The 14,570-nt window shown below is 58.0% G+C and carries 13 protein-coding genes; 6 read left to right on the forward strand and 7 right to left on the reverse strand.

The genetic code is table 11. From position 1 onward, the window contains the following. Positions 1–8: 8 nt before the first annotated feature. Together ACEN84_RS00945 and ACEN84_RS00950 are read left to right on the forward strand one after the other, a co-directional pair. On the forward strand, positions 9–1,043 hold the full coding sequence (locus tag ACEN84_RS00945) for a UDP-glucuronic acid decarboxylase family protein (RefSeq protein WP_112715915.1): 1,035 nt from the start codon (positions 9–11) through the stop codon (positions 1,041–1,043). A 2-nt stretch (positions 1,044–1,045) separates the two neighbouring features. Then, positions 1,046–1,801, forward strand: coding sequence for a TIGR04290 family methyltransferase (locus ACEN84_RS00950; RefSeq protein ID WP_413708887.1), 756 nt, complete (start codon positions 1,046–1,048; stop codon positions 1,799–1,801). A 66-nt stretch (positions 1,802–1,867) separates the two neighbouring features. Here the strand turns inward: ACEN84_RS00950 and sdhD are convergent, their stop codons facing one another. Further along, positions 1,868–2,251: a succinate dehydrogenase, hydrophobic membrane anchor protein gene (gene sdhD / locus ACEN84_RS00955; RefSeq protein ID WP_112715919.1), complete on the reverse strand. Its 384-nt coding sequence runs from the start codon at positions 2,249–2,251 to the stop codon at positions 1,868–1,870. A 487-nt stretch (positions 2,252–2,738) separates the two neighbouring features. Between sdhD and ACEN84_RS00960 the strand changes: the two genes are divergently transcribed. After that, positions 2,739–3,155, forward strand: a complete 417-nt coding sequence (locus ACEN84_RS00960) for a hypothetical protein (protein WP_112715921.1) — start codon at positions 2,739–2,741, stop codon at positions 3,153–3,155. A gap of 1,383 nt (positions 3,156–4,538) precedes the next feature. On the opposite strand, the gene ACEN84_RS00965 is transcribed toward ACEN84_RS00960, so the two are convergent. From ACEN84_RS00965 to ACEN84_RS00990, 6 genes are all read right to left on the reverse strand, one after another. Beyond that, on the reverse strand, positions 4,539–5,279 hold the full coding sequence (locus ACEN84_RS00965) for a ribonuclease activity regulator RraA (protein ID WP_130279549.1): 741 nt from the start codon (positions 5,277–5,279) through the stop codon (positions 4,539–4,541). A gap of 21 nt (positions 5,280–5,300) precedes the next feature. Then, positions 5,301–6,464, reverse strand: coding sequence for a mandelate racemase/muconate lactonizing enzyme family protein (locus ACEN84_RS00970; RefSeq protein WP_413708888.1), 1,164 nt, complete (start codon positions 6,462–6,464; stop codon positions 5,301–5,303). Positions 6,465–6,494: 30 nt separating this feature from the next. Beyond that, positions 6,495–7,592 carry an ABC transporter ATP-binding protein gene (locus ACEN84_RS00975; protein ID WP_413708889.1) on the reverse strand — a complete coding sequence of 366 codons (1,098 nt, stop codon included), beginning with the start codon at positions 7,590–7,592 and terminating at the stop codon, positions 6,495–6,497. 10 nt (positions 7,593–7,602) lie between these two features. After that, a complete protein-coding gene (locus tag ACEN84_RS00980; protein WP_112715929.1) occupies positions 7,603–8,493 on the reverse strand; it encodes a carbohydrate ABC transporter permease in 891 nt (296 codons plus the stop codon). Further along, entirely contained in the window at positions 8,490–9,449 is a 960-nt protein-coding gene (locus ACEN84_RS00985; protein ID WP_112715931.1) for a carbohydrate ABC transporter permease, read from the reverse strand. The genes ACEN84_RS00980 and ACEN84_RS00985 overlap by 4 nt, the downstream gene beginning before the upstream one ends. Before the next feature lie 77 nt (positions 9,450–9,526). After that, the gene (locus ACEN84_RS00990) at positions 9,527–11,005 is read right to left on the reverse strand and encodes an ABC transporter substrate-binding protein (RefSeq protein WP_130279548.1); all 1,479 of its coding nucleotides are present in this window, start codon (positions 11,003–11,005) and stop codon (positions 9,527–9,529) included. 201 nt (positions 11,006–11,206) lie between these two features. On the opposite strand from ACEN84_RS00990, the gene ACEN84_RS00995 reads away from it, so the two are divergent. From ACEN84_RS00995 to ACEN84_RS01005, 3 genes are all read left to right on the forward strand, one after another. Continuing rightward, complete coding sequence (locus tag ACEN84_RS00995; RefSeq protein ID WP_413708890.1) at positions 11,207–11,917, forward strand: GntR family transcriptional regulator; 711 nt, start codon at positions 11,207–11,209, stop codon at positions 11,915–11,917. A 53-nt stretch (positions 11,918–11,970) separates the two neighbouring features. Then, positions 11,971–13,137, forward strand: coding sequence for a mandelate racemase/muconate lactonizing enzyme family protein (locus tag ACEN84_RS01000; protein WP_413708891.1), 1,167 nt, complete (start codon positions 11,971–11,973; stop codon positions 13,135–13,137). A 65-nt stretch (positions 13,138–13,202) separates the two neighbouring features. Beyond that, on the forward strand, positions 13,203–14,564 hold the full coding sequence (locus tag ACEN84_RS01005) for a mandelate racemase/muconate lactonizing enzyme family protein (protein ID WP_148195186.1): 1,362 nt from the start codon (positions 13,203–13,205) through the stop codon (positions 14,562–14,564). Positions 14,565–14,570: the final 6 nt, after the last annotated feature.

Consider the following 14,570-nt stretch of genomic DNA (forward strand, 5'->3'; position numbering starts at 1 on the left):
GACGGAAGATGCTGCAGAGCAACCGCGACGGACACATGAAGACCACCCTTGTTGCAGGCGGCGCCGGCTTTGTCGGTTCGCACCTGTGTGACGCGTTGCTTTCGCGAGGCAATCGCGTCATCTGCGTGGACAGCTTCATCACCGGGTCTACGCAAAACGTTCAACCCCTGATGAACCACCCGAACTTCCGCCTGATGTCGCAGGACATCTGCACCTTCACCGCGCCCAATGAGCCCGTCCAGGAGATCTACAATCTGGCCTGTGCAGCCTCCCCACCCCAATATCAGGCGGATCCTGTTCACACGATGATGACCTGTGTGGCAGGGACGGGCAACTTGCTGAAGCTTGCGCAGCGCGACAATGCGGTCTTTCTCCAGGCTTCGACGAGTGAAGTCTATGGCGATCCGGTTGAACACCCTCAGCGGGAAGACTATCGCGGCAATGTCAGCTGCACCGGCCCGCGTGCCTGTTACGACGAGGGCAAGCGCGCGGCTGAAGCCTTGTGCTTCGACATGCTTCGTGCTGGGCAAGTCGATGCACGCGTTGCGCGCATTTTCAATACCTACGGGCCGCGGATGCAGCCTCATGACGGGCGCATCATATCCAATCTACTCGTTCAGGCGCTCTCGAATGATCCGATGACGATCTATGGGACCGGCGAGCAGACCAGATCCTTTTGCTATGTCAGTGATCTTGTGGCCGGCCTGATGGCGTTGATGGATATCGCGGTCAATCCGAATGGTCCCGTCAACCTTGGAAACCCGGGCGAGTTCACGATCAACGAACTGGCGGCAATGGTGAGTGAGCTTGTTCCCTCGGCCTCGACGGTCGTTCATCGTCCCTTGCCGCAGGATGACCCGCAGAGACGACGCCCCGATATTGCACGCGCTCAAGAGCTCCTGAACTGGAAGCCGGAGATTTCGCTGCGGGAAGGCTTGCAGCGGACCGCCGACTGGTTCTGCACGACACTTGCCGCCAACGCACCAGCAGCCCCTCGCATTGCAGACAGGCGCGCGGCTGCGTCGCTGCCGATCGGAGCGTAAGCATGGGCGAGCTCACCGACGATCGAAAGATATTGGAAGCGCGCATCGAGGCGCTGGGTCCATGGTTTCAAAATCTCGATATCAATGGGGTAAAGACCGCGCCGAACCATTTCCTAGGCGACTATCCCAGCTTCAAATGGCAGGGTTTCAAGGAAAGCATCCCGGAGGACCTTGGCGGGCGCAGTGTGTTGGATGTCGGCTGCAACGCGGGCTTTTACACACTCGAGATGAAACGACGCAATGCTGGGCGCGTCGTGGGGATCGATAATGATCCGCTGTATCTAAGACAGGCGCGCTTTGCTGCTGAACGATCCGGCCTGGATGTCGAGTTCAGGCAGATGTCAGTCTATGACGTCGAAAAGCTCGCCGAAAAGTTCGATCTGGTGATCTTCATGGGCGTTCTCTACCATCTGCGCCATCCGCTGCTTGCCCTTGATCTTCTCCATGAGCATGTCGTTGCAGACCAGCTTCTGTTTCAGTGTCTGCAGCGGGGCGACGAGCGCGTCGGCGATGTGGAAGAGGACTACGATTTTTCTGAATGGGCCGTATTTGATCGCGCGACTTACCCAAAGCTGTTCTTTGTGGAGAACCGTTACGCCTCAGATCCCACGAACTGGTTCGTACCCAACAGAGCGGCGGTTGAGGCAATGCTGCGCAGCTGTGGCTTCGCAGTCGAGTGCCATCCAGAGCGAGAAGTTTATCTCTGCCGCCGGGCAGAGCGCCACTATGCGGTCGAACCACCACCCGGGATCCGATGAACAAGCAGCTCTGGCGTCCACATTTTTTTCCCGTTCGCGGTCGCCGATAAAAACCGGTCCGAGGTCTTAGCGGCTCGCGCTCTCGAACATGATCAACAAGATGGCGAAGACCGAGGCCACGCAGACCGACCACGTGAATGCCGAGTTCAGGAAAAGCAACGCCAGCTTTTTCATGTGGCCGTGCACGTAGTCCTCTATGATCGCACGCATTCCAGCGTCCATGTGTATGGCGCTCAAAATGATGAAGCCGACAAGGACGGGTCCTACCCAGAAGCTTGCAATGGAGGACACCACAAAAGGCCGGTCTCGACCAAGCAAATAGATGCCGATCCCGATTACATAGGGCGTGAGGATGCCGAGGGCCAAGCCGGACGCCTGCTTGATCACATAAGCTGTCGTTCCCGATTTTGACGATCCTAAACCACGAACCCGTCCGAGCGGCGTTGTCATCAATTTCCTCCGAGCTAGATCCCTACGAGGTTGTGACCAATCCCGGCATTCCGTCAATAGTGGCGGCCGCTAGAAGCCGTTTTGTACGTTTCCGACAAGAGATCGTGATCTCCGTGGCGTCGGTAGAATACCGAACCAAGGTCAAGGGTCAGCGCCCGGTCGGAGAGTGCCTGCGGGTCCGGAGCAGCGCCGCATGCGCGTAGTCCTCAGTATTTGTCGTGATCAGCCGAACGAATTTCGCTGGTTGTCGTTAGCCGTCGGTCGACGGGCCCACAGGAGAACGTCGCAAGAACTGCGCCGCAAGCGTCGATGATGCCGCGTTGTAAAGGGCGGAATTGAAATCCTGTGCGCAGGGAATTTCGTCGCCCAGCAGCCATGACAGGAACAGATGAACATCTTCGTCCCCAAGACGTTCATAATCAAGATCAGCTTCTAATCGCAAAGGCCGCTTTCGGGGCGGCTGTTTTCAACCAGGGAGTAAAACACAATGGCAGACCCTAAGGATTCACCCGCCGTCCAATCGTTGCTTCGCGAACAGGCGGCACAACGCTCACGGTCGCAAAAAGGCGAGCTCGACAGAGCTCTCGAAGACACTTTCCCGGCGTCAGACCCCGTATCCGCGTCGACAACGTCCATTCCAACCGGCCGCGCTGACGCAGGCGAGGCAGCGCGCGGGCTTGAGGCCGATGAGTCTTCCAGCTCTGAACCGGCTGATCGGTCCTTGAGGCGTGACGCTGGTCAAGTGAGACAGGCGGCGTCTCAGGTTGCAAAAGACGGGGCGAGGGCCGCCCGTGCCGAGGCTCGAAGCGTCTGGGCCGATGTTGAAGCGACCGTACGCGAAAACCCGCTGACCGCAGTCGGCATTGTCGCCGCCGTCGCCTATCTGTGGGGCGCCACGCGGTAGGCTCAATCAAGCATCGCAGGAGGCTTGCGGACAAGGGCGAGCCTCCTGCTCATGCCCAATGTGGCGTTCAGTTTGCTCTGCCGACAGTATCCACGATAGGCAGATGCAAGTGGATATTGAGACGCGACCGCACGATCGTATTGCGTCTTCGTTCCTGTCATTGCTATCGCACCAGCCGGCCGTTGCCCATTTCCAGCCGCGCCAAAGATGGTATTGATCGCCGATAACGTCGACCCAATCAGCATAATGATCGAAGCAGGCACTCCGGTTGGAGCTAAGATGCGCGACTATCGCGAGCGAGATCAAAGCGCGCTGCGAGGCCTTTCTCTGTCAACCGGCATCTGTAGGCCAAGGAAAGGTCTCCTATGACTTCGATCAAATCATTTTGCATGGCCAGGCGAGTTGTTCGCCGTCCCACGCTCGATGGCGGGGGCCGAAAACTCAAGTGGTCGAGATGCATCAGTAATGTGCGCATGCGCTGGCCGGTCAATGTCTTCATAGGCAATCGTAATCGCAAAAAATCGAGTGGCGTCAAGCGGCAGGATAAATCGGCGCAGACAGTCGGGCCGCGCACTGGCATCGCATTTCCAACGTAAGGCTCGCGAGGTGTCAAGTGGGCCCAGGCCATGGTGGCGATCAGCCTTTCGTCCGGGCGGCAAAACGGGGATCGTTTCAACACCGCTGGCCGCCTGCGGGGTCGGTCATTGTCGGTGGAAGCGCAGGGGTTGGGGTGGCCGGCACGCGGGAGGAATAAGCCTCGCCCTGCACAGGTGGATGCACAGGACGAGGCAGCTGGTTTGGATTGCCCTTCAAACCATAGCCATGATGAACGCTTAAAAGCGGGCTGTCAGCCTGACCCTTAGGATTAATCATAGCGGCTTGGACGCTACGTAAGGTTGGTTGCCGGGCCCGGCAATTTCCTTGCAAAAAGCAATGTGGTGCTTCTCAAACCGTCGTCTACCAGCGGCAGATACGCTTATCACTATAGACCCAGCGGTGATGATAACGATGCCGGACAGTGGTCACGCGGCAGCGACGACCAGGGCGGTAGTATTGGCGCGCATGGTGGCGGCGCCAGTCGCGCCGGTCTCGGTCGCCATCCCAGTAGCCTATGTGAAGATCGCCGCCGGTAAGCGTCAGACTGTCGGCCATTCCCGGTGTCGCGGTCGCGATTATCGATGCCAATCCGATCTACCAGCCATCAGTAGCGTTTTCATTTTTCAATACTCCGGTTGGAACGCAGACGGGAAACGAGCGAAAAGACGAGCTGTCGTTCGGCCTCCGAGCAGCAAAACAGGAAACGAGAGCCGACCGCAACTCGCCCCTTGACTCAGGACTGGGTGAAGGATCCGTTTCTCGCTGCTGCACCCTCCGCAGATCGCGCTAGCGCCGGGTGTTCGTTCTGGTCCATTCCTCGTATTCGCCCCGAGCATCATCGTGCAACGGATAGTATCGCTGCAGGGATCCGCCAGCCATCAGCTTCATACGGGAGAATTCTTCCCAGTCATGGTGGGTTTTTGATTCCTGGATCACCTTTGAGGCCATGGCAACGGGGAGCACGACCACCCCGTCATCATCCGCCACGATGATGTCTCCGGGGATCACCGTGACGCCACCACAGGCAATCGGTACGTTCACTGCGTTGGGATAGATGCTCGTCTGAACATGGTAGTTCGGCGTCCAGCCGCGAAGCCACAGCGACAGGTCCAGCTTTTCGACGTTGGGTCTGTCGCGCATGCATCCATCGATAACGATGCCGGCGCCGCCGCGGCCCTTAAAATAGGTCGACATCATATCGCCGAAGACACCCGAGCTCATATCGCCGCGCGCATCGACGACAACCACGTCGCCTTCCTGCACGTGATAGAGGACATGGCGGTGCAACTGCGTCTCCGGATCAGCGTATTCGCCCTCGCTGAAGAGATCAGGCCGCTGGGGCATGAACTGGAGTGTCAATGCCGGTCCGACGATCGATCTGCCTCGCCGCTGCGAAACGGGGCCGACCATGTGCGGATTGCGAAATCCCATGTGCCCAAGCGTTCCCGCTATCGTTGCCGCGCCGATTTCTTCGAGAGCCTCAATCAATTCCTTGGGCGGCCGCGTAATATCCGTTGTCATGGTCATGGGGGCTCCAGTGTTTGGTAATTACCAGTTGGTGACTGAACCGTCGCGGCGCCTCAGATGCGGCGCTTCCCAGAAGCGGAAGCTCTCGGCGGCAATGGCATCCTCATTTACCTCGATGCCGAGCCCGGGCCGTTCGCTGACTGGATAGTCTGCTCCGTCCAGTCTTGGCTGAACTGGAAAGAAGTCCGAATTGTCAAAGCCGAGCCTGGCTTCAGGCGCCCGGGTCTCTAGCCAAGCGAAATTGGCAACAGCGGCTGCAAAATGGATTGTCGCAGCGGTACAGACCGGGCCAAGTGGATTGTGCGGCATCAAATCGACGTAGTGCGCCTCGCTCCAGCCGGCGATTTTCATCGCTTCTGTGAGCCCCCCGACGTTGCAGACGTCAATCCGGTTGAACTGGTGAATGTCGCGCTCGATATACGGCAAGAACTGCCACTTGCTGGCAAATTCTTCACCAATGGCAAAGGGGATATCCGTCATTCTGCGCAAGGATTCATAGGCTGACGGTGTTTCATCGCGTATCGGCTCTTCAAGAAAATCAAGAACACCGCGGCCGAGCTTGTTGCAGAAGCTCGCCGCCTCCGCCACCGATAAGCGGTGGTGATAATCGATACCGAGGACGACGTCATCACCCAATACCTCGCGTGCCTCGTTCAGCATCGATGCCGTTCGGCCAATTGATTCTCTCGGCTCGAAAATATCCTTGCTGTCCTGCCCGGCCGGGAAGAAACGGATTGCCTGCCAGCCTTGTGCCCGCAATTCACGCGCGCGCTCGATGGCGGCAGCCCCCTCGGCCTCGTCACCGGTCGATGCAAAGGTTGGAATGCGCTCGCGCTGCCTGCCGCCGAGCAGTTCATAGACCGGCACGCCAAGGGCCTTGCCCTTGATATCGTGAAGAGCGATATCGATCGCCGACATCGCCGCCTGAAGAACCCGGCCACCTTCAAAATACTGGCTGCGATAGATCTCCTGCCAGATCCGGCCGATCTGCATCGCGTCGCGGCCGATCAGAAATTCGCGATAATGCTCGATCGCTCCCGCGACGGCTTGCTCGCGCCCACTCAAGCCGCTTTCGCCCCAGCCAAAGATCCCTTGATCGGTTTCGACCTTGACCAGCATCTGATTGCGAATGCCCACCCATACTGGATAGGGCTTGATTGCAGTGATCTTGAGTTTTGCCGTCATCGACGCCTCGTGTTGCGCATTCGCTAGCTGTCAATCAGCTCTCAGGGCCATTTCTGTTTCACCGTCGAAGAGATGGATCCGCTCCTGATCGAATTCGAGCCAGATCTGTTCGTCCGGCGCAACCGCGACAGCCGGCGGCACGCTGATATTGACGATCGCGCCGGAGAGGAACGCTTGCACGAAGGTGACGTCTCCCGTCGGCTCTACGGTATAGGCCTTGGCGGGCACGCTTCCCGGAACCGCACTTTTGTGCAGTTTGATGGTCGAGTGGCGCGCACCGAGAACGACTTTCCTCGACTTTGCCTTGTCGACCTTGCGAGCATTTGCTGGGGAGAGTTCCAGATGCCAGCCTTCCGCGCTGGTCAAAACAGCTCTTCCTTCGGCTGTCGATGCTTCGAGGGGCACCAGGCTCATCGCCGGGCTGCCGACAAATCCAGCAACGAACATGTTTACGGGATTGGCAAAGACCTGCGCTGGCGTATCGTATTGCTGGAGATAGCCACCATTCATCACCGCCATTCTGTCTGCCATCGTCACCGCCTCAAGCTGGTCATGCGTCACATAGATGATCGTCGCCTTCAGATCCTGATGAAACCGCTTGATCTCCGAGCGCATTTGAACGCGCAGCTTTGCATCCAGGTTGGAGAGCGGCTCATCCATCAGGAACACGGCAGGGTCGCGAACAAGAGCGCGGCCGAGTGCCACGCGCTGCTGTTGTCCGCCCGACAGCTCCCGCGGCTTGCGTTCGAGCAACTGCGTCATATCGAGGACGCGGGCCGCTTCCCTGACCTTCTTGTCGATCTCGTCCTTCGGCAGTTTTCGCATCTGCAGCGGAAACGCCAGGTTTTTGTAGACGGATTTTTGCGGATAAAGAGCGTAATTCTGGAACACCATTGCGATGTCCCGGTCTTTGGGGTCGAGGTCGTTGACCACACGATCGCCGATGACGATGTCGCCAGATGTGACCGACGTCAGCCCCGCCACCAGGTTGAGCGTCGTCGTCTTGCCGCAGCCTGAAGGGCCGACGAGTGCGACGAATTCGCCATCGTTGACCGTCAGCGAAACGCTTTTAACAGCATTGAAGCTGCCATAATTTTTGATCAGATCCTTTAAGACCACATGGGCCACGAGCAACTCCCTAGTGCTTGACGGCGCCCTCTGTCAGCGCGCGGACGAAGTATCGTTGCAGAAGCAGAAACAGGACGACAACCGGTACGCTCATCATGAAGCTGGCCGCCATAAGGCCAGGAAAGTCGGTGGTGTTTTCCGAAAAGAAGCGCTGGATGCCGACAGGCAAGGTCAGCTGCTCATTTTTCGAAAGGAAGGTATAGGCGTAAATGTACTCGTTCCAGGCGCCGATGAAGGAGTAGATCGCTGTTGCGATGATCCCGGGCGTCGACAGCGGCACAACGATCAGAACGAAGGCCTGAAAGCGTGTCGCCCCGTCAATGCGCGCGGCTTGTTCCAGTTGGATTGGAATGTTGTCGTAGAACCCTTTGAGGAGCCAGATGGCCAGAGGCAAGCCGAAGGTGAGGTAGGTCAGGACGAGGGACCCGTGGGTGTTGACCAGCCCGATTGCCCGCATGAGGATAAAAAGCGGTACGAGAAAAATCACCGCTGGAAACATGTTCCGAAGCAGGACGGCAAAAAACAGAAAGTTCCGTCCAGGAAATGAGAAGCGAGAGAAGGCGTAGGCGGCCGGGACAGCGACGATCACCGACATTATGGTCGTCGCCGTGGAGACGAATAGGCTGTTCCAGAAGAAACGCAGGAAATCCTGGCCGACGCTGTTTTGCGGGTCGAGCAGCTTCTGGTAGCTGGCGAGCGTCGGCTGATCCGGCCACCATTGAGGCGGAAACTGCATTGCTGCGAAGCCCGATTTGATTGACGTGAGCAACATCCAAATCATCGGCAAGGCTGTGTAGAGCAGCATGAAGAGCAGAAAGATGCGCCCGCCCCATCGCCATGCATCGACGCGCGTGCGGTGGTGCGGCTTGGGCGCGGCTCGGGTCTGTGCAATCGTGCTCATTCGGCCGCTTCCTTTTTATCGTTGGAGCTGAGCGCGCGGACATAGAAGTAACCGAACGACATCAGGATCAGGAACAGCAGGACCGAATATGCAGATGCAACGCCCCACCGCTGGCGGCCGAAGGCGAGCTCGTAGATGTGGGTGATCCAGATGTGCGACGCGTTCGACGGGCCACCGCCTGTCATGATCCATGGGATGATGAACGAATTGAAGTTGGCGACCGCCAGAAGCAGGATCGTTACGATCGAAACGTTGCCGACATGCGGGAAGGTCACGTGCCAGAACCGCTGCCACGCGTTGGCTCCATCTACTTTTGCTGCGCGCAGCAATTGGTCGGGAACGGTCTGAAGAGCGGCCATCATCATGATCATGGCGAACGGGAACTCGCGCCAGATATTGACGATGATGAGGGAAGGCAGAACGGTATCGACATTGTCGATGAAGTTGGGTGGCCGGTCTGCGAGACCGAGGCCGACCAGAACCGCGCCGATCACGCCGAAGTCTGAATGATAAATCCATTTCCAGATGTAAGACGCGGCGACTGCGCTGATGACCCATGGGATAATCAGGATGGCGCGCATGATCGCTCTGCCTGCAAAGTCGCGATGCAGCGCCAGTGCACAGGCAAACCCGAGAACGAAGGAGATGAAAGTCGACCCAACCGTCCAGATAAGCGTGTTCTTGGTCACCGTCCAGAACACCGGGCTTTTCAGGATGGCGGTATAATTGTCGATGCCGACAAAGATCTTGTCGCGCAGCTGCAGACCGGGCGGCGTGTTGAAGAAGGACAGTTCGATCGTATAGTATATGGGGTAGGCGATCACGATAAGCATCACCGCGATCGACGGCAGCACATACGCGTAGTCGAAGCGATGATCCCAAACCCTGCGCATCACTCCAGATCTACGGTTATGCCACCGGCCAGTGTTTTCGGCCTTTCCGGTCAAAATCGTCACTATGCAAAGCCCTCATCCGTGGGAAGAAGGCCGGCTTCAGATCGCTCTGCAGCCGGTCCGAGATCAAAGGACCTTGTCTAGAGGCCACCATCCATCAGTTCCTTGACCTTTTTAGCCGCGTCATCTGCGGCCTGGTCAACGGTCATCGCCCCGGTCAGCGCGTTTTGCAGCATGTCGGGCACGATGATGTTCATGATTTCCGGTGACTGCGGAAGTGCTGGGAAGGGAATGCCGTAGGGCAGCATGGACGTCGTCACGTCAAGAAACTTTATCTTTTCCAGCCGGTCTTTCATCCACTTCGTCTTGAAGCCGTTCAGGTTTCCGGGGTTTGATCCCACATAAGCGAGTTTCAGCGACCATTCCGGGCTGCTCCACATGCAGATGATCGCCTTGGCTGCGGGTTCATCGACCGTGCCGCCCTCGACATATTCGGGCTTGAGAATATGGATGTTCGAGCCACCGAAGACCACGGCACGCTTGCCGTCAGGTCCGGTCGGGATCAGGCCGTAACGCATGTTGTCGATAACGGTCTGTGCTTTCTCCTTGTCCGTCGCCGTTGCTTTTTTCTGCAGGTCGAGCATGACGTCGTAATCGGACGGGTGCGAAACCATCATTCCCAGCTGGCCAGCAAGGAATAGCGGCTGATTGTCAGCCTGCTGGTTGGTCAACGCCGAAACGGGAACCGACTTGTCGCGGACATACATGTCATAGGAGGCCTGCAAAGCCGCCTTGCTTTGAGGGCTGGCAAGTTCGACCTCCTTGTAGGTCGGATCGGCGGATGCTTCGTCGAAGACACCACCGCCATAAGCCCATAGTTGCGGCATAAAACGGTATGGCGTATTGCCAGCGTTCTTGCGGGCCACGAGGCCATAGCCCGACACGCCAAGCTTGTCATGGATCTGCTTGGAATATTTGACGACGTCATCCCAGGTGGCTGGCGCCTTGTCGGGATCGAGGCCAGCGCGCTTGAATATGTCGGCATTCCAGATGAATGCCATCGTCTCGTTATTGGTCGGAATGCCATAAGGCACGCCATCCCAACTGACGGCCTTCATTGCGCCGGGCCAGAAGTCCTCGGTCTTGTAGCCGACATCCTCTGGCTTCAAAGGCTGAAGGTAACCCTTGGCAGCGAACTCGACGCCTCCGAGGATTTGCAGGCGGACGGCCATCGGTGCGGCGTTGCCGAGAAGCGCGGTGCGGAACTTGTCGAGAAGATCGTTGTAGGTCAGTCCCTGTTCTTCGAGCTGAATGTTGGGGTAGGTCTTGCGGAACGTCGCGAAGAAGTCCTTGTAATATTGCCGAAGTGAATCGGGATCTCCCTCGAAGATACCCTGGTACCAGAAGGTCAGCCGCCCCTTATAGTCGAGGGGTGTTACCTTGCTGCAGTCCGCTGCGGTATCGAAGTCCTGTGTGCCGGCGATCGACCTTACATAGTCGGGTGACCACTTGCTCAGGTCGACCGATGCGCCCATGGCAGAGGCAGACATCATCGACATCAGCAAAGCGGTTGAGACGGTGCCGCGCAGGACGGCACCTCCGAGTGAAATCCTCGTCATGGGTATCCTCCAGGTTCTCCCGAGCCGCTCGGTCCATGGCGAGCGCTCCTGTCCGCTGGGCCGCCTCCTCAAGCAGTGTATCCCATCAGACGGATTGCACGTTTTCAGATCAAGGAATGTCTGTCAATCGGCAAAATCGTACATTGTTTGAAGCCGATTTGCATGATAGGCGAGTAAGTCAAGTATTGGATGGGGATTATTTTGAACGAGACGAGCGATTTCAGAGCCGGACCACCTGAAGGCATCGATGCCGATGGAGCATCGAGCGAGGGGGCCTCGCTCTACAAAATCATCAGGGACGACATCATCGAGGGCCGGCTGGCGGCAAACGAGCGGCTGGTTGTGACCGATCTCGCCCGGCGCCATGGTACGTCCACCAACCCGGTGCGCGAGGCCTTGCAGCTTTTGCGAGGAGAGGGTTTCGTCACATTCGTGCCGAACCGGGGTGCGCGCGTCCGGCCAATCGATCAGGACTTTGTTCGCGATATTTACGAGATTGGTGTCCTCATTGAACCGGCATTGACACGCTGGTTCGTCACGATGGTAACCGTTGACGACATTGCCGAACTTGAGCGCATTCAGGATCTGATTGAGCAAAACGATTTTGCCGACCCGTTCAAACACAGTGAGTTGGACACGGCTTTTCATACGGTGATGTACCAGAAGCACTATAACCGTCATGCTGCCGAACTCTGGTGGAAGCACCGTGAAGTGCTGCGCGCAGTCGGGCGGCGGTTCAATTTCACGCTTGCCCGCCGGGCCGCCATCCTGAGTGAACACCGTGAGCTCATCGCGCATGTGAAGTCGGGAAACGCCGAGGCGGCAGCTGAACTCATCGCCCGGCACGTCGAGGGCTCCGGCCGTCATCTCCTCGAACACATGCGGGCGCGTAGCGCTCTTCGTGCGGGATAGACAAAGCCCGGGTGTAGACTCTCCTTCATGCCTCCAAGTCAAAGGTACCCCAGATGAAGATTACCAGTGTACGGCCGTGGCTCATCAAGTCGGATGCGTCTTACTGGGGCGAGTTCCTGTTCGTCGAGGTGACGACCGACGACGGGGTGAGCGGCTGGGGAGAGATCACAACGACGACGAAACTCGCCAATCGTGCGCTCTGTACGATCCTGCGCCAGATCGGCCAAGCACTGAAAGGCGAGGATCCGGGGCGCATCGAATACTTGTGGCACAAGATATTTCGCAGCTTTACCTATATGGGCAGCCGAGGTGCGGCTGTCGAATGCGTCAGCGCGATCGACATAGCTCTATGGGATATTCGCGGGAAAGTCATCGGCAAGCCGATCTACGAGCTTCTCGGGGGCCCGGTACGAGACGAGATCGCGCTCTACACCCATCCCAATCAGGCGAAGTTTACCAGCAGAGAGGCCGTCATCCGCGAAATCCGCGACATCGTCGATTCTGGTCACACCGGACTGAAGTTCGATCCTTTCCCCCAACAAGGACGCATCGCCGATGGTAACGCGCGAGAACAGCGAGACGGCTATCTTGACGGCACCATGACCCGAAAGGATGAGCGCGAAGCCGCAGAGCTCACCGCGCTGATCCGTGAGACAGCGGGTCCTGATGTCGACATCTTGATCGACGCCCACGGCCGTTTCGATGTCCCCACTGCCATTCGCCTTTGCCGAAGCCTTGAGGAAGCGGGGCAAATAGACTGGTTTGAGGAGCCTTGCCCACCCGAAAGCCTCAACGCTCTCAAGCAGGTCCGGGAGAAGGTAAGCGCCGCGATCTCGTGGGGCGAGCGCGGCCACACCAAGTGGGACTTCGTTCCGGTTCTCGAAAACAAGCTTGCCGACTACATCATGCCGGACGTCACCTGGACGGGGGGCATTACCGAACTGAAGAAAATCTCAGCTCTTTGCGAAGCTTATTATATCCCGGTCTCCCCGCATGACGCCGCCGGCCCGATCAACGTTGTCGCTGGCGCCCAGGTGATGATGACCGTTCCGAACTTCTACAAACTCGAGACATCGGAGTGGAACCTGGGCAAATACGATCATCTCATCGACCGCCCACTCGATGTCTCAAATGGCAACCTGAAGCTCAGCCCCAAGCCCGGGCTCGGTATCGAGATGAACCGCGACTACCTTCAAGACCACGAGATTGCACTGGACTGACCAACGTTTTTGGCTGTGCCGGCCGCGCGGCGGCCAGCCCTGTCGACAGGAGCGAGGATCAACTTATGAAAGAGGCAGACGGAGCCGAAGACGCGCTCGATCGGGTGAACCAGAATTCCAAGCCCTCGGACCTTCGCATTACCGACATGCGGGTTGCCGAAATCGTCGGTGCACCCTTCACCTCTGCGCTTCTCAAGATCTATACGAACCAGGGAATCGTCGGGCTCGGCGAGGTTCGGGACGGGGCGAGCGCCACCTACGCGCTTATGCTGAAGAGCCGCTTGCTTGGCGAAAACCCCTGCGACATCGATCGCCTGTTCCGGCGCATCAAACAGTTCGGCGGACATGGACGGCAAGGCGGCGGTGTATCGGCGGTCGAAATTGCCCTTTGGGATCTTGCCGGCAAGGCCTATGGCGTTCCGGTCTACCAGATGCTCGGCGGTCGCTTCCGGGAGAAGGTACGCGTTTATTGCGACACGGACGCCACCGTGCCGAGCGGCACGGAAACCGGCAAGCGCCTAAAAGAGCGCATGGATCTCGGCTTCACCTTCCTCAAGATGGACCTTGGGCTGATGCAGATCGCCGATGTCCCTGGAGCGGTGGTGTTTCCTGCAGGCTCGCTGGAAGGATATCGCGACAGCCCGACGCGCGGACCGTTGAAGACGGCGGACGAACGCCGTCTTCGCAATGCAGCCTATGACCTGCACAACGTCCAGCATCCATTTACGGGTCTGCACTTTACCGACAAGGGCCTGGACTTGCTTGAGCAATACATCGCCGAGGTTCGCGAAGTCATTGGAATGAATGTACCGCTCGCGATCGACCACATCGGCCATATTTCGATGCAGAACGGCATTCGCCTCGCGCGACGCATCGAGAAATATGTGCCGGCATGGCTCGAGGACGTGATCCCCTGGCAATACGCACAGCAATATCGGCAATTGCAGGATGCTACCACCGTACCGATCTGTACCGGCGAAGACATCTATCTCAAGGAGGGTTTTCAGCCGCTCCTCGACAGTGGCGGTGTTTCGGTCATCCATCCGGATCTTCTGACCAGCGGAGGCATCCTTGAGACCAAGAAGATCGGTGACATGGCCCAGGATCGCGGTGTGGCAATGGCGATCCACATGGCGGAGAGCCCGATCGCGGCGATGGCGGCTGCTCATGTTGCGACAGCGACCGAAAACTTCATGGCCCTTGAATATCATTCGGCCGATGTCGACTGGTGGGACGACATTGTGACGGGCCTACCAAGACCATTGGTGAAGGATGGTTTTATCACTGTGCCCGACAAGCCGGGGCTTGGGATCGACGATGTCGTCGACGAGGTCATCCTGCAGCATTTGCAGCCGGGTGTCGCCGGCATTTGGCAGCCCACTGACCATTGGGATGACGAGTATTCCTGGGATCGTACCTGGAGTTGAAGCGAG

It is taken from the genome of Rhizobium sp. Rhizsp82 (assembly GCF_047325115.1).
Classification (GTDB): domain Bacteria; phylum Pseudomonadota; class Alphaproteobacteria; order Rhizobiales; family Rhizobiaceae; genus Rhizobium.